Here is a 25,555-nt window from a genome sequence, read left to right on the forward strand (position 1 = left end):
CGATTGGATGGATGCCGCTAATCACCCCCATCGCCCTGGGCGGCGACTAGCGCATCCGGGATGGCGATCGTTCCTTCGTAGAGGGCCCTTCCAATAATGGCGCCACTCATGCCGACGCGGCTAAGCGCCCGGACGTCGTCGATGGTGGTGACCCCCCCCGAGGCGACAATCGGCACGCGCACCGCACGCTGCATCTCGGCCATCGCCTCGACGTTCGGCCCGGACATCATCCCGTCGGTAGCGATATCGGTGTAGACGATCGCGGCGAGAGGCTCGTCGTTGAACTCGAGCGCCAGTTCCACGGCCGAAGTGGTGCTGGTCTCCATCCAACCGTCCGTAGCCACTAGGCCGTTGCGGGCGTCGAGTCCCAATACCAGCCGGTTGGGAAACTTCCGCACGACCTCACGGAACCACTCGCGTTGCTTCAGAGCAGAAGTTCCGACCACCAGACGCGCGACGCCGAAGCCCAGCAGCTCGGTGATCGACTGCTCGTCGCGGACGCCCCCCCCCAGCTCGACCTGCATGTCGACCGCAGAGAGGATCTCCTGGATGGCCGGCAGGTTGACCGTCAGCCCCTCGCGGGCGCCGTCCAGGTCGACCAGGTGTAGATGGCGGGCGCCCTGCGCCTGGAATCGCCTAGCCACGGCGACCGGATCGCTGTCAAAGACGGTTTCTTGAGAGTAGTCGCCCTGCAACAAACGGACGCACTTGCCCCCCCGCAGGTCGATTGCCGGCCAGATTTCCATCCCGAAAGCCCGCGTCTGAAGAAGTGCATGAATTCGCCTGCGAATGAATTATCGCAAATGCGCGGGCGCGACACAACGGCCTAGGACACCCGGCGATCGGGGCGCCGCCGATCAGAGCTCTGCGAAGTTACGCAGCAGCCGAAGCCCACAGGCCTGGCTCTTTTCCGGGTGGAACTGGGCCGCAAAGACGTTGTCACGGTGCACGCACGAGCAGAACGGCACATGGTAGTCCGTTTCTGCGGCGACCAGGCCCGCGTCGCCCGGGCGGACGTAGTACGAGTGGACGAAATAGAAGTAGTCCCCGTCGTGGATCCCTTCGAGCACCGGGGAAGGACGCTTGATCGAGAGCTGGTTCCAGCCCATGTGCGGCACTTTGCACTCGTGCGGCAACCCGGCGAAGCGGACCACTTCGCCCGGCAGGACGCCCAGCCCCTCGTGGACGCCGTCCTCGTGGCTCCGCTCGAACAGCAGTTGCATCCCCAGGCAGATGCCCAGCAGAGGCGTCCCCGCGGCGATCGCGTCGCACAGCGGATCCACCAGGCCCCGCTCCCGCAGCGAAGCGATGGCGTCTGAGAACGCCCCCACGCCCGGGAGCACGATTTTATCCGCGTGGCGGACCACCTCGGGATCGCTCGTCACCACGGCCGCGTGCCCCACCCGTTCGAGCCCCTTCTGCACACTGCGCAGGTTGCCCATGTCGTAGTCAACGAGTGCGATCAACGGGGGGGCGTTCCGGAGGGGGAGAGGGGATCCCCCCATCTTAAGCCAAGCGACCCCGCGGCTAAAGCGGCCAGCGGGCTAGCGGCGCTGGAACGATTCGGGGTAGATCACCAGCTCGATCCGCCGGTTCTTGGCCCTGCCCGCCTCGGTGGCGTTGGACACGATCGGGTGATTGGCGCCGTAACCGATCACGAACAACTGCTGTTCGGGGGCTTGGCCAGAACGGCGCATCACGTCGTAGACCGCCGTTGCCTGGGCGACCGACAGGTGGTGGGCCGAGGCGTACCGGCCCGAGGGGGGGCCGCCGCCGTCGGTGTGCCCCTCGATCCCAATCCGCTGTTCTGGGTAGGCCCGCAGCACGTCGACGGTGACGTTCTGCAGCAACGGCTCGGCGCCGGTCTGCAGCGAGGCGTCTCCCTGCGAAAAGAGCTGGTCGGACGCGATCGAGACGCGGATCACGTCTCCGTCCTGACGGACCTCGACGCCCGGCAGGCTGGCGACCGACAGGGGCCGCATCAGCGTGCTGTTCGCGCGGATCGTCGCCCCGCCGCTGGGGACCTGCGTGCTGGCGGTGAGCGCCTGGGTGCGGCTGCTGAGCTTCGAGTTGTCCATCTGCGCCGCGGCGAGCTGATCGGCCGTGGCGCGTAGCTGGTCCTGCGTTGCTGTCATCTGCTGCTGCAAGAGCTGCGCCTGCTGCCGCGACTCCGCCAGCAGGGTCTCCAACTCCTGGTTGTCGCGATCGAGGTCGGTCGCCCGCGTCCTCAGCTCATCGGATTGAAGGGCGAGCTGCTGCTGCTGTTCCGGAGAGAGCGCGACCGGCTGTGGACCCTGAGGCCGGAACACAACGCGTCCGCAGCCCGACGCGAGGGTCAGGGTGAAGCAAACGGAGATGGCGACGCGTAGGAACATCGGGGGTCGGTTCGCCTTTGCGCTGGGCGGATCCTGCAAGCGGCGGGAGGTTAGCAGGCAAGCCGCCGGCGGCCAAGTGCGAACACGTGACGCTAGCACCCCAAAGCAAGCGAGCCGCCGGCGTCAGCCGACCCAGAGGGGCTCGCGGAGCGCCGCGGAGGCGTTCGGGCCCACCGGCAAGACTCCGTCGGCTGACGCCGACGGCTCGACTGATCGCGAGAGCGGGTTGGGGGGGTACTCGCCGTAGAACCGGCGGATGTAGTTCCGCCGCCAACGCTGCGGCTTGTGGGGCGCCCAGCCCATGCGGCGGAGGGACCGGTCCGAGAGCCGGCTGTTCGCGGCGTCGCACACGATCGCGTCCGTTTGTTTTAGCTCGGCGACCCAGTCGAGCGCCAAGAGCGCCGTTCGGATCGTGCGGTAGCCGGCGCCCCGGGTCGACGCGACGTACCGCAGCGCCAGGAACCCCGGCGCAGAACGCGGCTGGTTGTAGTACAGCCGGCAGCGGTCCGCGGGGCCCGCTTCATGGAAGCGGTCGCCCACCGGCCACAGCTCTCGCAGCGACAGCACCTTCGGCCAGGCCCGCAGGTGGATCGCAACCAGGACGCCGGCGTGCGTCTCGATGACGCCGTAGCGCCCCGCGCGGATCGCTTTACGCTGACCGGCAAAGTCGCGGATGGTTCTCGAGAGTCGGATCACGTCGGGTCTCTTGCGGCGTTGCTCAGGGGGTCCCTCCGCGCCTCTGCGCCTCGGCGAGAGACCCTTAATCTTGGCTGCGCCCAAAGAGCAACTGCTTGATCACCTGCCAGATTCCCAGCAACACCCCCAGCAGCACAAGGCAAACAACCGTCGCGACCGGCACCAGCCAACCGAGCGAGAAGACCAGCTCGGTGTGGTTCCACAGCGGCGCCCACAAGAAGAAGAGCGCGAGCGTCGCCAGGCAGAGGTAGGGGCCGTAGGGGATCTCGTCGTCGCGGTTGATCAGCAGGTTCGCCACCGCGATCACCACCGCGGCAAACGGGGCCAAGAAGAACACGAACAGCGACGCCTGCCAGCCGAGCACCGTGCCGAGCATCATCATCAGCATCACGTCGCCAAAGCCCATGGCCTCGCGCCGCAGCGCCGCGGCGCCGATCAAACGCACCCCCCACACGATGCCGCCGCTGGCCGCCATTCCCACCAGCGCCGTGAGCAGCCCGCTCCAATGGGCGCCGCCGGTCCACCACGCCATGGCGATCACCAGCGTGCCGGCGATGACCGCCTCGCGCAGCGGCGTGGTGCGGACGCCGCGCCACACGTGCGCCGCGATCAGCCCCAGCGCGAACGGCGCGCCGCGCCTGCCGCGCCACACCCGTGGGATCACCGCGAAGCACCACAACCAGTAGCAGCCCAGCCCGGCCAGCAGGGCCGGGTGGCTGTGGTCGGGCCAGGCGTGGTTGGGCGCCGCGGTGTGCATCGGCTGCACGTACAGCGGCTCACCTTCGGGCCCAAGGATCGGCGTTCCCTGGGGCTCGAGCAGCGGGACCGAGAACCGCGGCTCTGCGGCCGACTCGACGACATCGGGCAGACCAGCCGCCGGAAAAGCCAGCGCCGCCAGCAAGAAGGCGAGCGTGCCGTAGTCGGTGAGCGAGCTGGGGATCGACTTCTCATCGATGTCGACAAAGCTGGCCACCAGCATCAGCCACGCGGCCGCGGCGTGCAACGCGAACACGGCGTGCAGCGGCCAGGCGAGCGGGCGGGGGTCGATCTCCGGCGGTTGCATGCCGGCCCGCAACAATAGCTCGTCGACCTGACCGCCGATCAGGCCGAGCCGATCGACCTCCCACCAGTAGAGCGCGGCGACCAGCAGCCCGAAGCCGACCTCGATCAGCAGCGGCCGGACCCAGAACAAGCGGCCCAGCTGCGTCGCGTCGCGTCGCAGCCGCCACCAGCCGAACACCGGCAGCCGGTCGGCCCAGCCGCGCGGGGCGACCCCTTCGGGGGCGGGCTGCCAGGGCGATACCCGGCGGGCGTTCCAGGCCCAAGCGTAGATCGCGGCGTTCCCCAGCGAGGCCGCGGCGGCGCCGACGACAAACAGGGCCGCGAGGCGGAGCGGGAGCGGGATATCGAGCAGGGCCTGCATGCGGCGTGCAAGTCAGCGGTTGAGGAAGGCGGCGATCGCGTCGGCCACCTGGTCGGGGGTGCGGCCTTCGGTGTCGACCTCAAAGGTAGCACACTCGCGGTACACGCTCTCGCGGGCGCTTAGGACCTGGGTGATTTCTTCCAGCAGCCCCTGCCCGGTGAGGCTCGGCCGACGGTCCCCGCTCGACGGATCGGCGGCGAGTCGATCCGCGATGGTCTGCGCCGACGCCGTGAGCCAAACGACCGGCCCGGACCGCGCCAGCGCCTCCCGCGTCGCTTCGCGGAGCACGGCGCCCCCGCCGAGAGCCACTACGCAGCGGTCGCGTTCGCACAGCGAGATGACCACGCCGGCTTCGAGCGCACGGAACGCTTGTTCCCCCTGCTGGGCGAAGACCTCTGCGATCGACTTTTCGGCCGCTTGCTCGACCAGATCGTCGGAGTCCACGCTCTCCCAACCGAGCCGCGCAGCGAGCGCCCGTGCGACGGCCGACTTGCCAACGCCCCGGTACCCCTCTAGAAACAAGATGTCGCGCTGCCCCGCCATGCAGGAATGATGACGCCGCGGGCGCGTCGTTGCTAGGTCCATCTGCGGGACTCCGGGCTGCCGCGTGGGCCCGGCGTTCTCACTCAGGCTCTTCAGGGAGGCGCGACATGCCCAAGATCCACTTCAACAATCAGTCCATCGATTGTGCGGTTGGCGCCAATCTAAGGAAGACGCTCCTGGCGGCGGGCCAGTCCCCCTACAACGGGGCGATGAAGGCCCTCAACTGCCACGGCTTCGGGACGTGCGGCACCTGCGCCGTGCGGGTTGAAGGGGACGCGGCGGCGCCCACCAAGATGGAGGGCTGGCGGCTCGCGATGCCCCCCCACAACGCCAAGACGGGCGGCCTCGCCGCTGGGTTGCGGCTGGCCTGCCAGTGCGCGGTGCAGGGAGACGTCGTGGTCACCAAGATGCCGGGCCTGTGGGGTCAGAAGGCGTCCCAGTGAGTTCAACACGCGGGCCCGGCTAGTACTTCACCGGCCCGATGATCCGCTTGAGCGTGTCGCGCATCACGTCGGTCGGCGCCTCCTGACCCGTGAACAAGAAGAACTGCAGCGCCGCTTGGCGGATGAACATCTCGACGCCGGTGACGATCTTGCAGCCGTGGTCGCGGGCCTCTTTGATCAGCAGCGTCGACTCCGGGTTGTAGACCGTGTCGAACACCGTCATGTGCGGCGTGAGGTACGAGCGCAGGAAGGGCGATTCGTCGACGTTGGGGTGCATGCCGATGGGCGTGCCGTTGACCAGGATGTCGTAGTCGCCGTTGTGGCGGGCGTTCCAGTCGACCGCCCGGGCGCCGAACGCCGCGGCGAGCTCGTTGGCGCGGTCGCGCGTGCGGCTGGCGATGGTGGTCTTGGCGCCCCGCTTCTGCAGGCCGTACAGCACCGCCCGGCACACCCCCCCCGCGCCCAGCACCAGCACCCGCTTGCCGGCGAGGGGGCTCGGCTGCTGGCCCAGCGGTCCGAAGCTCTGCTCCAGGGAGTCCATCGCCGCCTTGTAGTCGGTGTTGTAGCCCACCGGCTCGCCGTCGCGCCACACCACGGTGTTGACCGCGGAGATGCCCTTGACCGCGGGGTCGACCTTCTTGAGGAACGCGGCGATCGCCTCTTTGTGGGGGATCGTGACGCTCAGGCCGCGGACGCCCAGCTTGGGGACGTCCTCGAAGAACTGCTTCAAGTCGTCTGCCGGCACGCGGAACGGGACGTACACCGCGTCGACGCCGCGCTCGCCGAAGGCCGCGTTGTGGATCTGTGGGCTCAGGCTGTGGGCGACCGGGTCGGCGATCACGCCGTACACGGCTGTCTTCTGGCCGATCGATTCGTAGCGGTAGGTGTCCTGCATCTGCTGGAAGCTGAGCTGCCCCGGCGCCAGCGCCCGCTCGTGGTGGAACGTGGCGTAGGTGAAGGGCGCCCCGGCCCGGGCGCACAAGATGCGCGACGGCGTGCCGATGTCGCCCATGCACATGCCCACGGTCGGCAGCTTGCTGGCGGAGACCATCTCTAGCATCCGCACGTTGTCGTGCGGGCGGTTGGCCATGGTGGCCAGCTTGACGATGTCTGCGTCGAGCGCCGCCAGGCGCCCGGCGATCTCGTTGAGGTCGTCAGGCGTATTGCGGAAGTTGTGGTAGCTGACCACGCGCTTGGTCTTGCCGTAGCGGCGCACGTCGCCGGCGATGTCTTCTTCCAAGTCAACGTAGTCGGCGCCGGCCACGATCGCCTCGCGGAGCACCATCAACCGCTGCTCCTCGGTGCCGGTGAACTTCCCGCCGTCCTGCTCGCGCCGGCACGTGACCACCACCGGGGAGGGCCGCTCCGCCAGCAGCCGCGGCAGGTTCACCCGGCTCGAAAGGTAGTCGAGCCGCAGCTCTACCAGCTTCGCGCCCCGGCTGACCAGGTCGCGGTGCTCCAGCAGCATGTGTTTGTGCCGACTCCGGCCGATAGAAACGCAGATCATTTGGTAGGTATTAGGTTTTAGGTGCTAGGCGTTTCGCCGGAGACGGTCATTGCAGGTTCTGGCTTGCTGCGAGAGCCCGGCAGCAGCCGAGCGACGCTCGGCGCGTCAGACAACCATTGTCCCTTAAAACGCCCCTGCACACAAACAGCACACCCTCCCCGCGTGCTAGATCCGCTGGAACCGCCGGTCGAGGTCGTCGCAGGTGAACACCAGGGCCGTGGGCCGGCCGTGGGGGCAATGGTGGTGGTTTTCGGTGAGGTGCCGGTGCGCCAGGAGGGCGTCTACCTCCTCGGCCGACAGCCGGTCGCCGTATTTCACGGCCGCCTTGCAACTGATGGTGTGCAGCAGCTCGTCGAGCAGGTCGCGGGCGTCGGGCGCGCGGCCGCCGGAGATGAGCCGCTCGACCAGGTCGCGCAGCACCTCGGCGGGGGGCAGGTTTGCCAGCATCGCGGGGTAGCTGGAGACCAGCACGGTGTCCCCCCCGAACGGATCGACCGCCACGCCGAGCTGGGCCAACAACGCGCGGTTCTCGAGCGCGGCGGCCGCCTCGGCCGGCGTGAAGTCTACAGGCTCGGGGACCAGCAGCCGCTGCGTTTCGAGCGCGCCCCCCAAAACCTTGGCTCGGAGCTGCTCGTACAAGATCCGCTCGTGCAGCGCGTGCTGATCGATCACCTCCATCCCCGCCTGGCTCTCAACAATCAAGTAGCGGTTGTGGAGCTGGATGGCCTTGGCGGCGCCGACGTGTGGGGCGCCGGTTGGTTGGTTGTGGGCCGCGTCGATCCTCCCGTCGATCCTCCCGTCGATCTGCCCGTCCATCGGAGCGGCTGGACCCGAGTCTGAAGTGCCGTCCGGGCCGTGAGGCGCGGCGCCCTCCGGCGGCTGGTTGCGGAACCGGTGCAGCACCAGCGGCTCGCCCGGCGGCATGGGGCGGGGCTCGGCCGGCTGGTCGAAGCGTTGCTGCGACAACTCACGCTTGGCCCAGTTGACCAGCTCGCTGGCGTCCGCCTCGGGGGCGCCGGCGCCCGGGCCGGCCGAACCGCCGAGCTGCGGGAAGGGCCGGAACCCGCCGGCCGCGGGCAGGTCGCCCCCGTCGGTCCCGGGCGCTTTGAGGTCGGTCGAGAGGAACTTCGTGCGGATCGTCCCCAGGAGCTGGCTGTAGAGCCGCCCGCCGTCTTGGAAACGCACCTCCAGCTTGGTGGGGTGCACGTTCACGTCGACCAGCTCCGGCGGCATGTCGAGCCTCAGGAAGCAGATCGGGTAACGCCCGGTCAGCAGCAGCCCGCGGTACGCCTCGCCCAGGGCGTGCTGGAGCGATCGATCGCGGATCGCCCGGCCGTTGAGCAGCAGGTACTGCAGGCGGTTGTTCGACCGGCTCTCGTGCGGGCCCGCGACGAAGCCCGCCAGCCGGACCCCCTGGTTCTCGCTCTCCACCGGCACCAGCGCCGCGGCGATCTCGTCCCCAAACAACCGGCCGATGCGTTCACGCCAGTGGGGGAGCTCGCTGGTTGGCAGCCCCGGCAGGTCGTGCACCACCCGCCCGTTGTGGCTAAGCGTGAAGTGGGTCTGGGGCGCCGCCAACGCGATGCGGCTCATCGCCTCGGTGATGTGGCCGATCTCTGTGCCGGGCGTGCGGAGGAACTTCTGCCGCACCGGGACGTTGTAGAACAGGTCTCGGACCTCGATCGTCGTGCCGACCGGGCAGCCGGCGGGGGCGACCCCCTCGGCCACGCCGCCGTGGACGCGCAGCTCGGCGCCCGAGGCCGCATCGGCCGTGCGGCTACGCATGACGAACCGGCTCACCTCGGCGATCGACGCCAGCGCCTCGCCGCGGAACCCGAGGGTGCCGACGCGGAACAAGTCGTCCGCTGAGGCGATCTTGCTGGTCGCGTGGTTCGTGACCGCCAGCGGAAGCTCGTCGGCCGCGATGCCGCAGCCGTTGTCGCTGATGCGGATCAGGTCGACCCCGCCGCGCTCGATCGCTACGTCGACCCGAGTGGCGCCGGCGTCTACGGCGTTCTCCAGCAGCTCCTTCACGACGCTCGCCGGCCGTTCGATCACCTCGCCGGCGGCGATTTTATTGACCACCGACGACGGCAGCGCGCGGATGGTGGGCATGGGAACGTCCGTGTGGTTTCGCGTTCAGCTATCAGCGGTCAGCGATCAGCTTTTTTCCGCTTGGCTGAAAGCTGATCGCTGACCGCTGACCGCTGGTCGCTCAGTTCAGTCCGTACTCTTTGATCTTCCGGTACAACGTCCGCTCGCCGATGCCCAGCATCTTGGCGGCCTCTTCCCGGTTGCCGGCGGTCACCTTGAGCGTCTCGCCGATGAACAGCGCTTCGAGGTCGCTCATGCTCTTGCCCACAAGCTCTGCCATGCTGGCGCCTGAATCCATCGGCGAGCCGTCCGCCTCTTGCTTGGGGGCGAGGTCCGGCGGCAGGTCGTCCAGGTCGAGCACCCCGTCGTAGTCTACCACCACCATGCTCTCGATCGCGTTCTTGAGCTGCCGCACGTTGCCGGGCCATTCGTAGGCCAGCAGCCGGCGCCGGGCCGCGGCGGAAACGCTCTTCACCTGCTTCTTGTGGCGCGTGGCGTGCATGCGGACGAAGTAGTCGATCAACAGCGGGATGTCTTCGCGACGCTCCACCAGCCTCGGCAGACGCACCGAGATCACCTTCAAGCGGTGGTAGAGGTCTTCGCGGAAGGCCCCGGCGGCGATGGCCGTCTCTAGGTCGCGGTTCGTGGCGGACAAGATCCGCACGTTCACGCGGACCGGTTCGTTCGACCCCACGCGGGTGATCTCCCCGCTCTCGAGCACCCGCAGCAGCTTGATCTGCGTCGGCAGCGGCATGTCGCCTACTTCGTCCAGGAACAACGTGCCGCCGTCGGCGTACTCGAACTTCCCGACCCGGTCGTGCGCGGCGTCCGTGAAGGCGCCGCGGATGTGGCCGAACAGCTCGCTTTCGAGGATGTTCTCGCTGAGGGCGGCGCAGTTGAGCCCCACGAACGGCCGGTTCTTGCGGGGGCTGTTCTGGTGGATCGCCTGGGCGACCAGTTCTTTGCCCGTGCCGGTCTCGCCCTGGATCAGCACCGTGGCGTCGGTCGGGGCGATCCGCCTGAGGCGGTCGATCAGCTCACGCACCGGCTGGCTGTTGCCGATGATGCTCTCGAAACCAAACTTCTCGTCGAGCCTGCGGGCGAGCTCTGTGTTGGCGCGGCGTAGGTGCTGGCTGCGGGCCGCGTTGTCCACCACCGCCCTCAGCTGCTTGAGGTCGAGCGGCTTGAGCAGGTAGTTGAAGGCCCCCTGCCGCATCGCTTCGACGGCCGACTCTACGGTCCCGTGACCGGTGACCAGCACGACCTGCGCGTCGGGGAGCAGCTCCTTGCTCTTCTCCAGCAGCTCCAGCCCGCCGACGCCGGGCATCTTGAGGTCGCTGACCACGATCTCGAAGCCGCCCCGCTCCAACTGCTCAACCCCTTCGGGCCCGGAGCCCGCCACCACGCATTGGTACCCTACCCGGCTCAGGCTGTCCGCCATCGCCTCGGCGTGGGCCGGGTCGTTGTCGACGACCAGAACCTGGATCGGCGGCCCGGTCGTAGCGGTAGTCGAAGAAGCCATGGGGCGATTATGGGGGAAGCGACGGCGCGGGGGAAGGCGGCGGAGAAAGAACGAAAACGATGAGTGATGAGTGATCAATCACGGACAGTCGCAAACCGCACTCATCACTCATCACTCATCACTCATCACTCATCACTCATCACTCATCACTCATCACTCATCACTCATCACTCATCACTCATCACTCCGCCTCCTCCTATCCGCGCCACCCCCGGCAGCTCGATCGTGAACCGGGTCCCGCGGCCCAGCTCGGTCTCCACGGCGATCGCGCCGCCGTGGGCCTCGATGATCTTGGCCGCGGTCGGCAGCCCCAGCCCGCTGCCGCCCGGCTTGGTGCTGAAGAAGGTCTCGAACATCTGCGCCGCGGTGCGGTCGTCCATGCCGACGCCGTTGTCGGTGAGGTAGACCGCGGCGGTTGTGCCGTAGGGGCGGGTCTGAACCACCAGTTGCCCGCCGTCGGGCATCGCCTGCTTGGCGTTGATCAGCAGGTTCAACAACGCGCCGCGGAACGCTTCGCGGTCCAGCCGCACCGCGGGGAGCTCGGCGTCGAAGTAGGTGATGATCTCGACGCCGGCCTGCTGCGCCTCGGGCTCGAAGAACTCGAGCGTCAGCTGGATCTCTCGGTTGAGATCGACCGGCTTGAGGTCGAAGCGACGCACCTTGGCGTAGTTCAGAAAGTCGTCCAGCAGGTCGTGCAGCCGCTGACACTCGCGCTGGACCGCCTCCATCCGCTTGGTCGCCCGCCGCTCGGCCGCCGGGGGGAGCCCTTCCAGCTCTTCGGCCAACAACTGCATGTTGAGCCGGATGGTGGAGAGGGGGTTCTTGATCTCGTGCGCCAGCCCCCCGGCCAGCCGGGCGATCTCTGTGTACTGGTCCAGCAGCCGCTTCACGGCCGCGTCGGTGGACTCCGTTGGCGGTTCGGTGCGATCGGGCATGCAAACGCGAGGGATGTGAAAAAAGGCCGGGCCTCGCGTGCGGGGCCCGGCCTCGGGTTCGTTCGGTGCGGCGCGTCGGGGCTAGGCCTCGGACTCAACCGTCTCGGCCTCGCCCGCCTCGTCCGCCATGGCGGCGCGGCGGCTCAGCTTCACGCGGTCCTGCTCGTCGACGGCGATCACCTTGACGCTCATCGAGTCTCCTACCTTGCAGATATCGCCGACGCTGCCGACGTATTCGTTGGAGAGCTCGCTGATGTGGCACAGCCCGTCCTTGCCGGGGAGGATCTCAACAAACGCGCCGAAGTCCTTCACGCTGGTCACACGGCCGTGGTAGATGCGTCCCACCTGCACGCTGGCGGTCAGCGCCTCGACACGCGCCAGGCCCGCCTTGACGGTCTCCTCGTCCGGGCCGGCGATGGTCACGGTGCCGTCTTCCTCGACGTCGATCGTCACGCCGCAATCCTCTTGGATGCCGCGGATGTTCTTGCCGCCGGGGCCGATCAGCAGGCCAATCTTCTGCGGGTCGATCGACGTGCGGACCAGTCGCGGCGCCGTGGGCGCCGTGCTGCTGCGCGGCCGGGCGATCCCTTGCAGCATCGCCTTGAGGATCTCGATCCGGGCCTCGCGGCTCTGGGCCAGCGTGGCGCGGATGATCTCCTCGCTAATGCCGTTGATCTTCAGGTCGAGCTGGATGCCGGTGATTCCGTTCTGCGTGCCGGCGATCTTGAAGTCCATGTCGCCGTAGTGGTCCTCGTCGCCGAGGATGTCGGTCAACAGCACGTACCGGTCTCCCTCCTTGACCAAACCGACCGAGATGCCCGCCACCGGGTTGGTGATCGGCACGCCGGCGGCCATCAGGCCCAGCGTGGCGCCGCAGACGCTCGCCATGCTGCTCGAGCCGTTCGACTCCAGGATGTCGCTGATCACGCGGATGGTGTAGGGGAACGCGTCGTGGTCCGGCAGCACGGGGCCGACGCTACGCTCGGCCAGCATGCCGTGGCCGATCTCTCGCCGGCCCGGGCCGCGGATCGGACGCACCTCGCCGACGCTGAACGACGGGAAGTTGTAGTCCAGCATGAAGTGCTTGCTGTACTCCTCCAGCAGGCCATCGACGCGCTGCTCGTCGCGGCCGGTTCCCAGGGCGATGGTGATCAGCGCCTGAGTCTCGCCACGCTGGAACAGGGCCGATCCGTGCACGCGGGGGAGCAGGTCGACCTCGCACACGATCGGGCGGAGGGTCTTGGAGTCGCGACCGTCGGGACGCTCGCCGTCCAGGATGCACTCACGCACCACGGCCGCCTTGAGGTCGTGGAACTCCTTGCCGAACGATTCCTTGGTGAAGGCGCCCTCGGCCGTGGGGTCCGGGATCAGCGACGCCATCGCTTCTTCCTTCACTCCGCGTACGGCCTCGGCCCGGTCGGCCTTGCCGTGGGTGCGGACGGCGTTCTTGAGCTTGTCGTGGAACGCCCCGGCCAGCTTGTCTTTCAAGCCATCGGGGGTCGGTGCCTTGTAGTCCATCTTTTGGACCGAGACCTTCGACGCCAGCTCTTCCTGCATCTCACAAAGGACCCCAACCACACGGTGGGCCTCCATGATCGCTTCGGCCATGCGGTCTTCGGGCATCTCGCGGCTGAAGCCCTCGATCATCAGCACGGCGTCCTTCGAGCCGGAGAGGATCAGGTCGAGTTCACTCGACTCCAGCTCCTCGGCGGTGGGGAAGGGGACGAACTTTCCATCGACCAAACCCATCCGGACCGAGGCGATCGGACCCTGGAAGGGGAGGGGGCTGATGGTGAGCGCGGCCGAGGCGCCGTTCATTGCCAGCACATCGCCGTCGTTCTGCCGGTCGCTCGAAAGCACCGAGGCCTGGATCTGCACCTCGTCGTTGTAGCCTTCGGGGAACAGCGGCCGGATGGGGCGGTCCATCAGCCGGCTGGTGAGCGTCTCTTTGGTGGTCGGCCGGCCTTCGCGCTTGAGGAAGCCGCCGGGGAACTTGCCCGCCGCGGCGTGCCGCTCGCGGTAGTCGCAGGTCAGCGGGAAGAAGTCGATCCCGGGTCGGGAAGGGCCGCTTGCCGACGCCACCAGCACAACGGTGTCGCCATACTGCACCATGACGGCGCCCGCGGCTTGTTTGGCTAGAGCGCCGGTCTCGATGGACAGGGTGCCGTGGCCGATCTCTCGCTCAACTCGGATTCGATTCAACATTCGTTTCTCTTTCTTGCTTTTCTCTTCTGGAATGACACATCACCGCAATTACCGGCGCGCCAGGGTCCAGCGGCGACCGTGCGGAACGGATTGGCGAGCGAGCTGCGCAGCGGGCGCAACAAGCCAGGTCCCGAGCGGGACGCGAGAAAATGAGAGTGCCGAACACGCACGACGCCAGGCGCAAGACGCCCCCCGCGTCAACCGCGTGGCTACTTCCGGATGTTCAGACGGGCCAGCAGGTCGAGGTAGAGCTGCGGGTCGGTGCGCTTGACGTAGTCCAGGTGACGACGCCGACGGCTCACCATCCGCAGCAGGCCACGCCGGCTGGCGTAGTCCTTCTTGTGGAGGCCCATGTGCGCGGTCATCTGGCTGATGCGGTTGGTCAGCAGCGCGATCTGGACTTGGGGCGAACCGGTATCGGTCGCCTCTTGGCCAAACTCTCCAACCAGCTCTTGCTTACGTTCTCGTGTCAACGACATGTGTGCTGAGGGCGAGGTTTCGCTCGCCTGCTACCTTTCCTGCGACGCCATTGTCTTAATACCCCGGCCGGCCGACGCGCCCATCGGCTCTTGCTCAGTTTCCCACAACCTTTTCCCGAGGCGGAGACCATTCTCCGGCCCAAGCGAAAGGCCGCTGGGGGGTGCCAAACTCTTTCCGCAAGGACGCCGCCGCCCCTGCACACTAACCTACGGTTTTACTTCCGCACTGCTTAGCAAGCGAATATACCCGACCGGCGTCCGCCTGCAACCCGCCGGCGGGCCCTCGGCACGCGGAGGTGATCCCTGCCGATTATGTCGGGTTTCCTCGGGCGCTCCCTAAATCCCTGCATCGGAACACCCCAGAATATGCTTGCGTCGACGCGGTCGGCCTCTAAGATGGGCCCCGGACGGGCCGCCAGGCATGCCTCCGAACCGCACTCATCTGCCCAGGAACCGACATGTCTAAAGATTCCCTGTTCCGCACCCCGCATCTCCTATTCCTGGCGGGCTTGCTGCTCGTTGTGGCGCCGGCAGGCCTGTACGCGCAGCAGGACGCCGATTCGGGCGAAGACGAGCAGGGCTTCGAGCAATTGTCGCCCGAGCAGATCGACGCACTGATGACCGAGAAGCTGGGCCTTCAATGGCAGCAGGGCCCGACCGAGTCGAAGATCGGCTCGCAGGCGCAGATTAAGGTCCCTGCGGGTTACCGTTTTCTGGATAGCTCGGGCAGCCAGAACCTGCTGGAAGCATTCGGGAACATCGCGGACGACGAGGACCTCGGCCTGATCAGCCCCCAAGGGACGACCGATTGGTTTGTCGTGTTCTCGTTCGACAACGTTGGCTACGTGAAGGACGACGAGAAGGGGAACATCGACAAAGCCGCTCTGCTGGAGCAGTTCCGCGAGAGCTCGAAGATCGGCAACGATCAGCGCAGGTCCATGGGCCTGCCGCCGCTGAACTTTGTCGGCTGGGCGGTCGAGCCCTACTACAACGACGAGGCCAACAGCCTCGAATGGGGCCTGAAGTACGAGTCGGAAGGGGACGGGGTGGTCAACTACTTCACGAAGCGGCTCGGCAGGCGCGGGGTGATGAACTGCAACCTAGTGGTCGACCCGGAAGACCTCGACTCGGTGCTGCCCAAGTTCCGCAGCGCGCTAGCGGGCTTCGAGTTCGCGTCCGGAGAGAAGTACGCCGAGTTCAAGGCGGGCGACAAGGTGGCCGAGTACGGGTTGACCGCGCTGGTGGCGGGCGGGGCCCTGGCCATCGCCGCCAAGAGCGGCCTGCTGGCCAAGTTTTGGAAGCTGATCGTGCTTGGCGTGGTGGGCGCCGGCGCCTTACTCAAGAAGCTATTTGGCGGCGGAAGCAAATCAACGACCGCCTAGATGACGGACGCACAGGCGCTGTTGGCCATCCTGGCCGCGATCTACCTCTCGGAGTGCGCACTGTGGGCGCGCAGCGGGGCGGTCGTGTTTGTCGCTTGGGCGCCCCTGGGCTATCGACCGGTCGAGCAGGGCGCGTTGCACAACGCCTCGGGATCGCTGGTTTGGGCATGCCCGTGGCCGCCGCTCTCGCCCGCGTTCTTGACCGGCGCGTCGCCCGTGGCCATCTCGCCCCTGGGCATCGCGCCGTTTTCCGATGCCGAAGCCGCCGGCTATCTCCCCTGGGACCAGGTCCGGAGCGTCGCCTATCGGGAGTCGGTGCTCCTGGTCAACGACCGGCACTTTGCCTCTGCGGCTGCCCCGGAGCAGGCCGGCCTGCTTGCGCGGCAGATCGCCCGGCTCTCGCGGCGCTCGCAGCAGGGCCGCGGCCGCGCGGTCGAGGCGGCCATCGATCGGTCGCTCTCCCCGCAGCGAACGGCACGCCGCCTGCGGACGTTGCGGGGACGCACGCGGACGCTGCGTCGGCTCTGCAACGTGCTGGGCGTGTATTTTTTTGGGGCGTCCGCGTTGTTGGTGTGGTATGCCCCCGCGCGGGCCATGTGGTTGCTGCTGTTGGTGTGGCTGGTTGGACTGCTGGTGCTGACGATCGTTGAGTTCCGCGACGCCTACCGCCGTGTCCACCGCCGCTCACCCACCGGATGGCGCACCAAGGGCGTCACCATGATGCTGTCGCCCATGGCGGCGATCCGGGCGTACGACCAGGTCGGTCGCAAGGCCCTGGCAGAATGCCACCCGCTAGCCGCGGCAAGCCTGCTCTGCGGCCCAGAGGCGTTCTCTGAGTTCGTCCAGGCCGAGTGGGGCCGGACCGCCTTCCCGGAGCCAACCGGGGCGCCAGAGGACGCCGACGCCGCCGTGGTGCGCCGTTGGCATCGCGCTCGCCTGCTGGAGGGGGCGCAGCGCCTGGCGGATCAGGGCAGAAGCGGGGCGTTTGACCTTGCCGCGGCGCCCGCAGCGATCGATGACGACTGCCAGACCTACTGCCCCCGCTGCCGGACCCAGTTCGTGATCGCCGAAGGCGCATGCCAGCCGTGTGGCGGCATCCCTCTCCGGCCCCTCTCAGCGCACCTCTAGCTCGATCGAGCTGTGCCCCGTCTTGTCGGCGAGCTGGTCGCGGACGTGCAGCTCAAGCCGGTACCGGCCCGCCGGCAGCCTGGGCGGGAGGGTCACGCCGTATTGGATGTGGAAGTCGCGTCGCCGGCTCAAGCAGTAGTCGTCGATCACGGGGAACTCGCTCTCTTGAACGATGCCCCCCTGCTCGTTCACCAGGCGGTAACGCGACGCGAACGAGGTGTGCTGGCCCTCGGCCGACGGCTGCGAAGCAAAGTTCTCTACCTCGACGTACAGCACGAGGGCCTCGCCGGCGCGGAACCCAGTCGCGGTCCGCGGCTCGTAGGCGCCGTAGCCGTAAACCTCCTTGCAGAACGTCAGGTTGCGGAGCGTCAGGGCGCCGAGCTCGGAGAGCTCTACCGAGGCGTCCGCCAGGTGCATCGCCGCGGAGGTGGCCCGCGGCCCGAGGTCGGGCTGAGAGTCGGCGCCCAACATGGTCGAGATGGCGAACAACTGCTTCGACCAGTAGGCCTGCTCGTGGACCGGCAGGCCCGGGATGGGCGCCACGGCGGCGTCGTCCATGCCCGCTGCTAGCTGCAACAGCCGCAGCCGTGCGTGCAGGTAGGCCTCGTCTGCGGTATTGGGGGAGTCGATCGCGGCGGTGTCGAGGCCATCGATTGCGTCGCGTAGGGCCCCCTGCCAGTCGCCGGGCGTGGTCGCCGCTGCCGTGTCGCTCGTTGGCCGCAAGGGCGCGCCGGGCATCGGAGGCGCCTGGAACGAGACGGGGCGGACCGAGGCGTCGACGTGCGTGGCCCCAGGCCACGCCGCTTGGGTAGAGGCCGACGGCGCCTCGGTCGAGGCGCGGGTCGTGGGGTAGGGCGCCGGTTGGCGCTCCGCGCCCGGGATCGTCACCTCGGGCGCCGAGTGGGTCGACGCGGGGGTCACGCGCGGCGTGGGCGCCGTCGCGGGCGACGCCTGCGCGTCGCCGGGCGCCGGGTCGCTTGGGCGGGCGGCGATACGGGTCTCGCCCGCTTGACCCGGCCAGTCGCCGGGCCGTTGGTCTTGTAGCGGCTGCTCTGCCCGCAACTGCCGGCTGTAGGCCAGCGTGCTCTTGAACTGCTGAACCATCAGCGGCCAGAGGCTCGGTTTGGCCTGCTGCAACTGCTCCATCAGCAGCCGCTGAGCCTCGGGGTCGGCGGCGCCGATCTCTTGCAGGTCTCCCAGGATCTGGGCGAAGGCCTCGTCGCGGCTCGGTTCGGGGGCCGCGGCGCTCTCTTGGTCTGCGAGGGCAACGGCGTTAAGCGATTGATGGTCGGACGCGTTGGCAGGGCGCCCGGCGGGCGCATCGACACGGCCGGTCGCGACCTGCAGGGCCGAACGCGTGGTCCGACAGCCCACTGCCGGGACGACGAGCGTCACGAGTAGCCAGGGCATCCATCGCAAGCCATGCATCCGTTGTGTGCTCCGAACAGACCTTCGTTGCTTTGCGCGGGCTCGGCAGCCCTGGGGGGCGGGATCGTAGAGAGAACGGCGCGGCCGAGCAACCGCAGTGGTGTCGGATTGACTTCTGCCCTATGTCCCATGCTACTGGAGGGTTCTGAGTTCGGTCAGAGATTTGAGTCGGTTGGCGCCCCCTTGATTTTTCGATCGCGGGCCCCGAGAAACCCCCTCTGACGAGGGAGTTTCTCTGCGCCTGCGGCTAACCTCGCGCCTTCCCGCCAACGCTGCTACGGCCCCAAGCGGCGGTATTGCTTCCACGCGATGTGGGTCAGGGCCTCGTCCTTGCCGCGGGAGATGATGAGTGTAGTTGAGGTATCGTGGGTGTTGACCAGCACGGTATGAACCGCGAAAGGCCGGCCCTCGGAGTCGTCGCTGAACACCACCGAGCGCCCCGCATCGTCGGCCGGCGGCGCGTCGTCCCCTTCTGCTTTCGGCATGGGCGAAAGCTTGGTCTGGTAGTATTCGACCACCTCTTTGATTGGAGCTTCGGTCATCATCTCGGCGTTGCAGACAATCGACTGGGTCGTGCGTTTGCCGGCAGCGTCCACGGTGGCGCCGTCCGACATCTGGGCGCCGCTGAAGGGGGAGTCAGGATACTTCCACTCCTCGAGCATCCCCAGCAGCGACAACTGCTCCGCGGCGACAGACGGGGCGACCAGGGTTAGCGTGCAGGCAAGGGTCAAGATCGTGCGTGTAAAGCGGCGTTGCATGTCGGGCCTCGGCTAATGTATGGAGGAGGAAGTAGGGTGCGATGAAGCCGAAGGCGTAATCGCACCCTAGGGACTATTCAGTGGACGCGTTCGAAGGGGTGGCGGGGGCGCACGGCACCAGCCGAAGCCCCCGCTGGGGCGGAGACAAAGTTTACCCTCCGGAACGTCTACCCCGTGGCTGCGGGGGCTTCCGCTGGCGCGGTGCGCCCCCGCCACCCAAAGCCCACAACCGCGCCTGGAGAAGTGGTAGGCCCGAACAAGGTCGCGGCAGCGACCGCAGTTCCGGCAAGCGGGGGACAACGTGCTGCGAGTCCGCAAACCGCCGTCTCCGTGTTAGCATAAATCACGATACCCGGCTTCACTATTTCATTCGGCCCATCCCGAGTAGCCCCGAACTCAACCGCGATGCAACCGCCTACGCACGTTCTCACTCTAAAGCTGACTTTCGCCTGGTGCGCCTTTCCGATCCTGACGGCAGTTGGGTGCGGACCGGAAGGGACGACAAACTCGGGTCCAACCGCTACCACACAATACGGCAGCCCAACACCGCCTGGTCTAGAGCTCGATTTCCCAGAGCCGAAGATTCTCGACAATCCAACTCCCGAGAATTGCGTCGTCATCACGATTGTCCACGCACCGGAACTTCCTGGCGGCGCAGCCATTTATCGTGGGACAAGTACGGACGAGGATTCAATTTTTGTGGGAAGCTCCGACGAAGACATGAGGAAACAAATCGGGCATTATGTGGACCAAGCATTTCAGAACGACGATTCGAAGATCGGTGTGATGATCGTCGGTGACCGACAGGTTGGATTTAGGCCAGTCTGGTTAGTTCAGTCCGCCGTCGCACTTGCCGCCTCATCATCTGATCGATCAGTGGTGGTTAGTGTCAGATATACCCATCCCGTTTCGGAGTTGAGTCTTCTTCCCGGTTGACGGTAAGCTGCGGCTGTACGGAGGCATTTCTCACCGCAGGAGGCGACGGGATGGGCGCGGTCAGGTTCACCGAGGAAGACATTGAGCGGCTTGCGTACGAGCGTTTCCACCACCCGCACCCTCGGGTGCAGCGGAAGCTCGAGGGGGTGCTGCTCAAGGCCAAGGGATTCTTGGTGCGGGACATCTGCGACGTGGTCGGCTGCTGCCCCAACACACTGCGTAGTTGGCTGCGGGACTTCGAGGCGGGTGGCGTCGATGGACTCACGCGGTGGGACTCGGGAGGCAAGGCCTGCGAGCTCGACCCGTACACCGACGCGATCTGCGACCACCTCAACGAGCACCCACCCCACACCATCGCCGAAGCGGCGGGCGCGATCGAGCAGCTTACCGGCGTGCGACGATGCCAGACGCAGGTGGGCGAGTACCTCAAGCGGGTCGGCTTCAAGCGGCTCAAGACCGGCTCGCTCCCCGCGAAGGCGGACCCGGCGGCGCAGGCCGCTTTCAAAAAAGCGAGCTGCTGCCCCGCCTGAAGGAAGCCGACGCCGGCGAGCGTCACGTCTACTTCGTCGATGCATCGCACTTCGTCTACGGGGCGTTCCTCGGCTACGTGTGGAGCGCGGTGCGGCGGTTCGTCCCCACCGGCTCCGGCCGTCAGAGGCTGAACGTGCTCGGCGCGGTCAGCTACGGCACGGGCCGCATGGTCACGGTCATCAACCGCGGCTCGATCGGCGCCGAGCAGGTCATCGAGCTGCTGCGGGCGATCAAGCGGCGCAGCCGCAAGCCGGTCACGCTCGTGCTGGACAACGCGTCGTACCACCGGGCCAAGGCGGTTCGTGCGCTGGCCGGGCAGCTCGGCGTTGAGCTGCTGTTCCTGCCCCCCTACTCGCCCAACCTGAACCTCATCGAGAGGGTGTGGAAGCTCGTCAAGAAACTCGCGCTCAACGCACGCACCCTCCCGGACTTCGAGGCCTTCGCCGAGTCGGTCACCACTACCGTGGGTGAACTTGAAACCAAGCATCAAAACCAACTCCTCTCCTTGCTTACACCCAACTTCCAAGACTTCACCGAGGCTCAGCTTTCAGCCGTTTAAGGTATAACTCAGTGCTTGCGTGCCTTACTACGCCGACGGGTGGCGGGGGCGCACGGCGCTAGCCGAAGCCCCCGCAGGGGCGGAGGCAACGTTCACTCCACCAGAACGTCTACCCCCGGGGCTGCGGGGGCTTCCGCTGGCGCGGTGCGCCCCCGCCACCCTTTCTTTCACCACTCTTTACCACTCACCACGTGTAAACCTGCCCATCCAACTCCACCACCACCGGCGCGTCGATCGCCAGGTACTGCGCCACGTGCTTGCCGTGCTTTTCGGCGAGGTTGAAGTAGTCGGCGCCGTACCGCTCGATCGTTTGGGCGCCCTTTTCTTCGGATTCGCTCACCGCAGAGTCGATCCACTTGTCGCCGCGGAGGAAGAAGGTCTTGCGGCCTAGCTGCATGATGTTGCCGGCCGAGCGGGTGCGGCCCTCCTTGGCGTCGTAGAACCATTGGCGCCCGAGGTTGTGCGGCTTGCCGGCCAGCTCGCGGTACATGGCGCGCCCCCCGGCCGCAAAGGCGTCGACGGGGCCCGCCATCGGCGCCGCGGCCGATTGCAACGCAAGCTTGGCGCTGCGTTGGGCGAAACCGAACCGACCCTCGGCTTCGCCTAGGTCTGCTAGGCCCTCTTCGGCGCGTTGGCGGTTGCTAGCAACGGCGTTGGGGTCGGCCGTTTCATCGGCCAAGAACGACGTGTACTGGGTGACGATGCCGTGCTTGGTGGCCAGTTCCACGAGCTCGTTCACGAGCTCCTGGTTCTTGCCGTTGAGGTCGATCTGATCGATGATCTCGCCGACCCGCCGCGTCGCCCACAGCTTGGCGACGAATGCGTTGGAGTCGTCGCCGCTCTTCTCGGACAGCTTGGCGGGGAACGCGAACGTCTTTTCTTCCCCGCGCAGTTCCCCCTTGAGCGTCACCTTGGCGTCTCCCCCGCGGGCGTATCGGCCGACAAGCACAAGCTGGTCGCCAGAGAATAGGTCGATCTCGCCCTGAGGGTAGACGCGCGTGACGGCGGGCCCGTCGGCGGTTGTGAGGCCCTCGACGTCGATCGCTAGCTGCACGCGCGTCAGCACCGGGGCCGCCAAGCGGTTGTAGAGGCGGCTGACGGACTCCTCGATGTCGTCGTCTGGCTTCACGAACTCGGTCTGCCCGTGCCCTGCGCGGGCGAGCCGGTCCAGCAGCCGGCTGTTGACGTCGTACCCCACGCCGAACGGGAAGACCCGGGCGCGGACGGAATTGGCCTTCTCGCTCGCGGCGACAATGGCAGCCTCGCCCGTTTGGCCGGCGGTCGGCAGGCCGTCGGTGAGGAACAGCACGTAGGTCGGCCGGTCGGAGTCTTTCAGCATGCCGAGCGCCCGTTGCAGCGCGCCGTCGATGTTGGTGCTCCCCCCGGCGAACAGGCCCTCGACGAAACCGAGCGCCTCGTCCCGCGTTTCGGCGGAGTACTTTTGCAGCTCGGGACGGAAGGCTTCGACCGCGGTGTCGTAGGCGACGATGTTGAACGTGTCCTTCTCATTCAGGTTGTTCAGCACGAAGCGCAGCGCGCCCTTGGCCTGATCGAACTTCTTGCCGCTCATGCTGCCGGAGCGATCGACAACAAACAGCACCGTCTTGGGCGGCAGCTCGCCCCGGTGGTCGGGGAGCTCGGGGCTGGCCAGCAACAGGAAGTAGCCCGGCTCGTTCTTCTCCGGTCGAAACGACACCACGCTGGCGCCCAGGCCCTGGTTGGCGGCGTCGACCATCAAGCGGAAGTCGCTCGACGGGAGCGTGTTCTTGGCCTCGAAGGTCGCGATCGCTCGGGTCTTCCCGGTGCGTTCGACCTTCACTTCGTGGCTGGGCGAGTAGACGCTAGCGATGGGGGTCGGGCTCTCGATCGCCACGCGGAGGCGCAGCTTGTCCAGCGGCCCGGTGGTGTACTTGGCCGTGCTGAGCGGGAACACGAAGTCCGTGAGCCCCCCCGACTTGCGGCAGAGCTGGGTGTACTTCAGCGTCACGGTCCGCTCGGCGCCGGCGGGGACCGGGAAGACGCTGGTCTTGAACAGCCCCGTGCCGATCCACTCCAGCAGCGCCGGGTCCTGGTTCTTGCGGACAATCTCTTCGTACATCGCCCGGGCCTTGTCGGCGGGCAGCAGCTTGGCCTCCAGCTCTTTGCCGTCCACCATCAGCGTGAGCTGATCGATGGCGCCGTCGTAGGGCAGCGGGAAGACGAACGCCACTTCCATCGTCCGGCTGCCGGTGTTTTGGAACTTCTGCGACACCTGCACCCGGGCGGTCTGGCCCGAGAGCTTGGCGTCGACCTCGATCGCCTGCACCTTGTAGCTGCCGGGCGTCGGCGTGGGCCGCGGGATCGGCCGCGGCAGGCGGATGTGGTGTTCGGGGGTCACGTCGACCAGCAGGCCCTGAGCGGAGCAGAGGGGGGCGGCGAGCAGGATGGCTAGCAGTGAGGAGATGCGGAGCATGGGAGGAGCGAGGGGTTCGAGGGGAGGGGACTCGCGATGTGGGTGAGACGCTTGTGGTGGGGGGATAGTTCCGTGCGGCTGAAGGATGGCCACGAAAAGGCACAAGAAAGCACAAAGAAAAAATGACCAATGCCCAAGCCTCAATGACCAATAAGCGCTTCGCGGACCGCTCTACGCCGATTGGTCACTGGGTTTTTTTGTGCTTTCTTGTGCCTTTTTGTGGCTATCTTCGTCCGTCCTGGATCGCTCTTGCTTCGGCCGGAAGGTTTCCCGAAACTCCGCGCCGACTGTTCCTGTCGATTCCCTGGGCCGCCCGTGCGCACTGTACTCGCTATCTTCGCCCTGCTGCTGGCGGGCTGCCACGCCACGCCCAAGGGGCCGCCGATGGAGTCGGCCGTGGTGTCGCCCATCCTGCCGGGCGGCGTCGCGATGGGGGGCCCGCTATTTGAGGCGCCCGTGGTCGAAGAGTCGTGTGGCCCCGAGGTGATCTACGCGCCGCCGGGGCAGGTCGCCCCGCCGCCCATCATGATCGCCCCAGAACCAAACTGCGGCCCGGTGGTGTTCCCGCCGCAGGCGCTCCCCCCCGGGGTGCTAGCGGCGCCCGCGTTCGACCCGGCGGCGCCGCAGGGCGCTATCAGCCCGGGATTCGGGCTGCCGGGCGTGCCGGCCGCCGCCCAGGGCCTGCCCAACCCGCTGCCCATCCCCGTTGGGGACGAGGAGCACACCTGGGACGAGCTGGCCGACGTGGTGAGCCTCTACTTCCCCATCGTCCGCGAGCAGCGGGTCAAGATGGCCGACGGCGTGCTCACCGAGGGGCTGATCGAAACCCCCTACCAGACCGGCGCCACGCTGCTAGAACCGCTCCGACGCGACTCCGTCGGCAGCTTCAACCGCTGGCAGAGCACGCTGCAGACCATCCGCCGGCGGGCCCTGGTGCGGGTAATCCCAGACGGCCGCGGCTACCTGGTGAAGGTAGAAGTCGAGAAGCAGCTCGAAGACCTGCCGGCGCCGGTAAGCGCGTCTGCTGGTCAGGCCGCGTTCCGCAACGACCCCTCGCTCCCCAGCCGGATCACGCAGCAGAACGGGGTCGTGCTCCCCAGCGCCTACTGGATCGACCTGGGCCGCGACCAGCCGCTGGAGCAAGCGATGCTCACCGAGATCGCCAAGCGGCTTGCACCGGCGACCCCGGCGCTCGCTGCCGGCGGGAACTAGAACGCGAACGTCTGGCAGTCGACCGGCACGCCCAGCGGCACTACGAGTGCGATTGCCGCTTCTGCCGGAGCGGCAGGCAGCCGGAGCACAAACGCCGTGCCACGCCCCGGCGTGCTCTCGACGCGGATCTTGCCGCCGTGGGCCTCGACGATCTCCTTGCAGGCGCTGAGCCCCAGGCCCATGCCACCCTTGCCGGTCTCGTCCGGCCCCTGCTTGGTTGAGAAGCGGCGCTCGAAGATCCGCGGCAGCACGTCGGGGGGGATCCCCTCGCCGTTGTCGCGCACGGTCAGCTCGATCCACTCGCGTGCGGCGTCCTCGGCCACCCTCACCATCACAACGCCCCCTTTGGGCATCGCCTGGCGGGCGTTGGTGAGCAGGTTCACCAGCACCTGCTGCACCTGGTTGGCCACCACCAGCGCGCGGCGGCCCGTCTCGTACCGCTTCTCGACCGAGACACGGTACTTCATCAGCTCGCGCTCCAGCAGCACCAGCGTCTCTTCGGCCAGCGCCCCGAGGTCGGTGGGCGCGGGGTCGTGGCCGCGGTTGCGGGCCATGCCGAGCACCGAGTTGGCGATCTTCTCCGCCCGCTGGGCGGCGGACATGATCTTCTCGAGCGCCTTGTCGCGGGTCGGCTGGTCCTTGTGCCGGAGCCCCAGCTTGGCGTAGTTGAGGATGGTGGTCAGCGCGTTGTTGAACTCGTGGGTGGTGGTGCCCACCAGCTCGCCCAGCGAGGCCATCTTCTGCGCTTCGAGCAACTGCTGCCGGAGGGCCTGCACCTCGACTTGAAGTTCGGCCGTTGATCCTTCCTTGCCTGCCTGCATGCCCGCCTCCTGCGTGAGTGCCGCCAGTTGCGCCGCTTGTGGGGTCGCCCCGATCTTGCCCAGTCCGAACGCGTAAGCCGTTTAATTAGAACTGCTTACGCGCGAGCGACGGGGCCCCTCACTGAG

At 67.3% G+C, this 25,555-nt stretch carries 23 protein-coding genes; 7 read left to right on the forward strand and 16 right to left on the reverse strand.

All coding sequences use genetic code 11. The features are described 5' to 3' along the window. Window positions 1–17: 17 nt before the first annotated feature. From hisA to Pla175_RS07160, 6 genes are all read right to left on the reverse strand, one after another. Entirely contained in the window at window positions 18–746 is a 729-nt protein-coding gene (gene hisA / locus Pla175_RS07135; RefSeq protein ID WP_145282588.1) for a 1-(5-phosphoribosyl)-5-[(5-phosphoribosylamino)methylideneamino]imidazole-4-carboxamide isomerase, read from the reverse strand. Window positions 747–857: 111 nt separating this feature from the next. Next, window positions 858–1,466, reverse strand: a complete 609-nt coding sequence (gene hisH, locus Pla175_RS07140; RefSeq protein ID WP_145282590.1) for an imidazole glycerol phosphate synthase subunit HisH — start codon at window positions 1,464–1,466, stop codon at window positions 858–860. Window positions 1,467–1,544: 78 nt separating this feature from the next. Then, window positions 1,545–2,375, reverse strand: coding sequence for an OmpA/MotB family protein (locus tag Pla175_RS07145; protein ID WP_145282592.1), 831 nt, complete (start codon window positions 2,373–2,375; stop codon window positions 1,545–1,547). Between the two features lie 123 nt (window positions 2,376–2,498). After that, window positions 2,499–3,071, reverse strand: coding sequence for a hypothetical protein (locus Pla175_RS07150; RefSeq protein WP_145282594.1), 573 nt, complete (start codon window positions 3,069–3,071; stop codon window positions 2,499–2,501). Window positions 3,072–3,135: 64 nt separating this feature from the next. Further along, window positions 3,136–4,494, reverse strand: a complete 1,359-nt coding sequence (locus tag Pla175_RS07155; protein ID WP_145282596.1) for a prepilin peptidase — start codon at window positions 4,492–4,494, stop codon at window positions 3,136–3,138. A 12-nt stretch (window positions 4,495–4,506) separates the two neighbouring features. Then, window positions 4,507–5,079 (reverse strand): shikimate kinase, encoded by a 573-nt coding sequence (locus tag Pla175_RS07160; protein WP_145282598.1) that lies wholly within the window; start codon window positions 5,077–5,079, stop codon window positions 4,507–4,509. A gap of 65 nt (window positions 5,080–5,144) precedes the next feature. Between Pla175_RS07160 and Pla175_RS07165 the strand changes: the two genes are divergently transcribed. After that, complete coding sequence (locus Pla175_RS07165; protein WP_145282601.1) at window positions 5,145–5,480, forward strand: 2Fe-2S iron-sulfur cluster-binding protein; 336 nt, start codon at window positions 5,145–5,147, stop codon at window positions 5,478–5,480. A 19-nt stretch (window positions 5,481–5,499) separates the two neighbouring features. Here Pla175_RS07165 and aroE read toward each other — a convergent pair whose 3' ends face one another. From aroE to rpsO, 6 genes are all read right to left on the reverse strand, one after another. Beyond that, complete coding sequence (gene aroE, locus Pla175_RS07170) at window positions 5,500–6,987, reverse strand: shikimate dehydrogenase (RefSeq protein ID WP_145282603.1); 1,488 nt, start codon at window positions 6,985–6,987, stop codon at window positions 5,500–5,502. Window positions 6,988–7,152: 165 nt separating this feature from the next. Further along, complete coding sequence (gene mutL / locus Pla175_RS07175; protein WP_145282606.1) at window positions 7,153–9,102, reverse strand: DNA mismatch repair endonuclease MutL; 1,950 nt, start codon at window positions 9,100–9,102, stop codon at window positions 7,153–7,155. A 100-nt stretch (window positions 9,103–9,202) separates the two neighbouring features. Then, on the reverse strand, window positions 9,203–10,603 hold the full coding sequence (locus tag Pla175_RS07180; protein WP_145282608.1) for a sigma-54-dependent transcriptional regulator: 1,401 nt from the start codon (window positions 10,601–10,603) through the stop codon (window positions 9,203–9,205). A 167-nt stretch (window positions 10,604–10,770) separates the two neighbouring features. Then, window positions 10,771–11,538, reverse strand: coding sequence for a two-component system sensor histidine kinase NtrB (locus Pla175_RS07185; protein WP_145282611.1), 768 nt, complete (start codon window positions 11,536–11,538; stop codon window positions 10,771–10,773). An 81-nt stretch (window positions 11,539–11,619) separates the two neighbouring features. Next, window positions 11,620–13,743: a polyribonucleotide nucleotidyltransferase gene (locus tag Pla175_RS07190; RefSeq protein ID WP_145282613.1), complete on the reverse strand. Its 2,124-nt coding sequence runs from the start codon at window positions 13,741–13,743 to the stop codon at window positions 11,620–11,622. A 209-nt stretch (window positions 13,744–13,952) separates the two neighbouring features. Further along, window positions 13,953–14,222, reverse strand: coding sequence for a 30S ribosomal protein S15 (gene rpsO, locus Pla175_RS07195; RefSeq protein ID WP_145282616.1), 270 nt, complete (start codon window positions 14,220–14,222; stop codon window positions 13,953–13,955). A gap of 458 nt (window positions 14,223–14,680) precedes the next feature. On the opposite strand from rpsO, the gene Pla175_RS07200 reads away from it, so the two are divergent. Continuing rightward, window positions 14,681–15,604: a DUF2167 domain-containing protein gene (locus tag Pla175_RS07200; protein WP_145282618.1), complete on the forward strand. Its 924-nt coding sequence runs from the start codon at window positions 14,681–14,683 to the stop codon at window positions 15,602–15,604. Next, entirely contained in the window at window positions 15,605–16,732 is a 1,128-nt protein-coding gene (locus tag Pla175_RS07205) for a hypothetical protein (RefSeq protein ID WP_145282620.1), read from the forward strand. Here Pla175_RS07205 and Pla175_RS07210 read toward each other — a convergent pair. Continuing rightward, the gene (locus tag Pla175_RS07210; RefSeq protein ID WP_145282623.1) at window positions 16,718–18,142 is read right to left on the reverse strand and encodes a hypothetical protein; all 1,425 of its coding nucleotides are present in this window, start codon (window positions 18,140–18,142) and stop codon (window positions 16,718–16,720) included. The genes Pla175_RS07205 and Pla175_RS07210 overlap by 15 nt on opposite strands. Before the next feature lie 293 nt (window positions 18,143–18,435). Beyond that, window positions 18,436–18,918: a hypothetical protein gene (locus Pla175_RS07215; protein ID WP_145282625.1), complete on the reverse strand. Its 483-nt coding sequence runs from the start codon at window positions 18,916–18,918 to the stop codon at window positions 18,436–18,438. Between the two features lie 405 nt (window positions 18,919–19,323). Here Pla175_RS07215 and Pla175_RS26430 point away from each other — a divergent pair, with 405 nt between their 5' ends. From Pla175_RS26430 to Pla175_RS26435, 3 genes are read left to right on the forward strand one after another with little or no spacing between them, the layout of a single operon-like run. Further along, window positions 19,324–19,854 (forward strand): hypothetical protein, encoded by a 531-nt coding sequence (locus tag Pla175_RS26430; RefSeq protein ID WP_231954240.1) that lies wholly within the window; start codon window positions 19,324–19,326, stop codon window positions 19,852–19,854. 50 nt (window positions 19,855–19,904) lie between these two features. After that, window positions 19,905–20,384, forward strand: a complete 480-nt coding sequence (locus Pla175_RS07220; protein WP_145282628.1) for a helix-turn-helix domain-containing protein — start codon at window positions 19,905–19,907, stop codon at window positions 20,382–20,384. Then, a complete protein-coding gene (locus tag Pla175_RS26435; RefSeq protein ID WP_231954425.1) occupies window positions 20,381–20,944 on the forward strand; it encodes an IS630 family transposase in 564 nt (187 codons plus the stop codon). Before Pla175_RS07220 ends, Pla175_RS26435 begins: the two co-directional genes overlap by 4 nt. A 184-nt stretch (window positions 20,945–21,128) precedes the next feature. On the opposite strand, the gene Pla175_RS07230 is transcribed toward Pla175_RS26435, so the two are convergent. Then, on the reverse strand, window positions 21,129–23,396 hold the full coding sequence (locus Pla175_RS07230; RefSeq protein ID WP_145282633.1) for a VIT domain-containing protein: 2,268 nt from the start codon (window positions 23,394–23,396) through the stop codon (window positions 21,129–21,131). Window positions 23,397–23,711: 315 nt separating this feature from the next. Between Pla175_RS07230 and Pla175_RS07235 the strand changes: the two genes are divergently transcribed. Continuing rightward, window positions 23,712–24,608 (forward strand): hypothetical protein, encoded by an 897-nt coding sequence (locus Pla175_RS07235; protein ID WP_145282635.1) that lies wholly within the window; start codon window positions 23,712–23,714, stop codon window positions 24,606–24,608. Here Pla175_RS07235 and Pla175_RS07240 read toward each other — a convergent pair. Further along, on the reverse strand, window positions 24,605–25,429 hold the full coding sequence (locus Pla175_RS07240; RefSeq protein ID WP_145282637.1) for a sensor histidine kinase: 825 nt from the start codon (window positions 25,427–25,429) through the stop codon (window positions 24,605–24,607). The genes Pla175_RS07235 and Pla175_RS07240 overlap by 4 nt on opposite strands. Window positions 25,430–25,555 lie beyond the last annotated feature (126 nt).

It is taken from the genome of Pirellulimonas nuda (assembly GCF_007750855.1).
GTDB lineage: Bacteria > Planctomycetota > Planctomycetia > Pirellulales > Lacipirellulaceae > Pirellulimonas > Pirellulimonas nuda.

What these genes read in the sequence shown, in the direction of transcription:
- hisA (WP_145282588.1), bottom strand. Translation starts at nt 746, where the DNA reads ATGGAAATCTGGCCGGCAATCGACCTGCGGGGGGGCAAGTGCGTCCGT.
- Pla175_RS07145 (WP_145282592.1), bottom strand. Translation starts at nt 2,375, where the DNA reads ATGTTCCTACGCGTCGCCATCTCCGTTTGCTTCACCCTGACCCTCGCG.
- Pla175_RS07155 (WP_145282596.1), bottom strand. Translation starts at nt 4,494, where the DNA reads ATGCAGGCCCTGCTCGATATCCCGCTCCCGCTCCGCCTCGCGGCCCTG.
- Pla175_RS07160 (WP_145282598.1), bottom strand. Translation starts at nt 5,079, where the DNA reads ATGGACCTAGCAACGACGCGCCCGCGGCGTCATCATTCCTGCATGGCG.
- Pla175_RS07165 (WP_145282601.1), top strand. Translation starts at nt 5,145, where the DNA reads ATGCCCAAGATCCACTTCAACAATCAGTCCATCGATTGTGCGGTTGGC.
- aroE (WP_145282603.1), bottom strand. Translation starts at nt 6,987, where the DNA reads ATGATCTGCGTTTCTATCGGCCGGAGTCGGCACAAACACATGCTGCTG.
- mutL (WP_145282606.1), bottom strand. Translation starts at nt 9,102, where the DNA reads ATGCCCACCATCCGCGCGCTGCCGTCGTCGGTGGTCAATAAAATCGCC.
- Pla175_RS07180 (WP_145282608.1), bottom strand. Translation starts at nt 10,603, where the DNA reads ATGGCTTCTTCGACTACCGCTACGACCGGGCCGCCGATCCAGGTTCTG.
- Pla175_RS07185 (WP_145282611.1), bottom strand. Translation starts at nt 11,538, where the DNA reads ATGCCCGATCGCACCGAACCGCCAACGGAGTCCACCGACGCGGCCGTG.
- Pla175_RS07190 (WP_145282613.1), bottom strand. Translation starts at nt 13,743, where the DNA reads ATGTTGAATCGAATCCGAGTTGAGCGAGAGATCGGCCACGGCACCCTG.
- rpsO (WP_145282616.1), bottom strand. Translation starts at nt 14,222, where the DNA reads ATGTCGTTGACACGAGAACGTAAGCAAGAGCTGGTTGGAGAGTTTGGC.
- Pla175_RS07200 (WP_145282618.1), top strand. Translation starts at nt 14,681, where the DNA reads ATGTCTAAAGATTCCCTGTTCCGCACCCCGCATCTCCTATTCCTGGCG.
- Pla175_RS07205 (WP_145282620.1), top strand. Translation starts at nt 15,605, where the DNA reads ATGACGGACGCACAGGCGCTGTTGGCCATCCTGGCCGCGATCTACCTC.
- Pla175_RS07210 (WP_145282623.1), bottom strand. Translation starts at nt 18,142, where the DNA reads ATGCCCTGGCTACTCGTGACGCTCGTCGTCCCGGCAGTGGGCTGTCGG.
- Pla175_RS07215 (WP_145282625.1), bottom strand. Translation starts at nt 18,918, where the DNA reads ATGCAACGCCGCTTTACACGCACGATCTTGACCCTTGCCTGCACGCTA.
- Pla175_RS26430 (WP_231954240.1), top strand. Translation starts at nt 19,324, where the DNA reads ATGCAACCGCCTACGCACGTTCTCACTCTAAAGCTGACTTTCGCCTGG.
- Pla175_RS07220 (WP_145282628.1), top strand. Translation starts at nt 19,905, where the DNA reads ATGGGCGCGGTCAGGTTCACCGAGGAAGACATTGAGCGGCTTGCGTAC.
- Pla175_RS07230 (WP_145282633.1), bottom strand. Translation starts at nt 23,396, where the DNA reads ATGCTCCGCATCTCCTCACTGCTAGCCATCCTGCTCGCCGCCCCCCTC.
- Pla175_RS07240 (WP_145282637.1), bottom strand. Translation starts at nt 25,429, where the DNA reads ATGCAGGCAGGCAAGGAAGGATCAACGGCCGAACTTCAAGTCGAGGTG.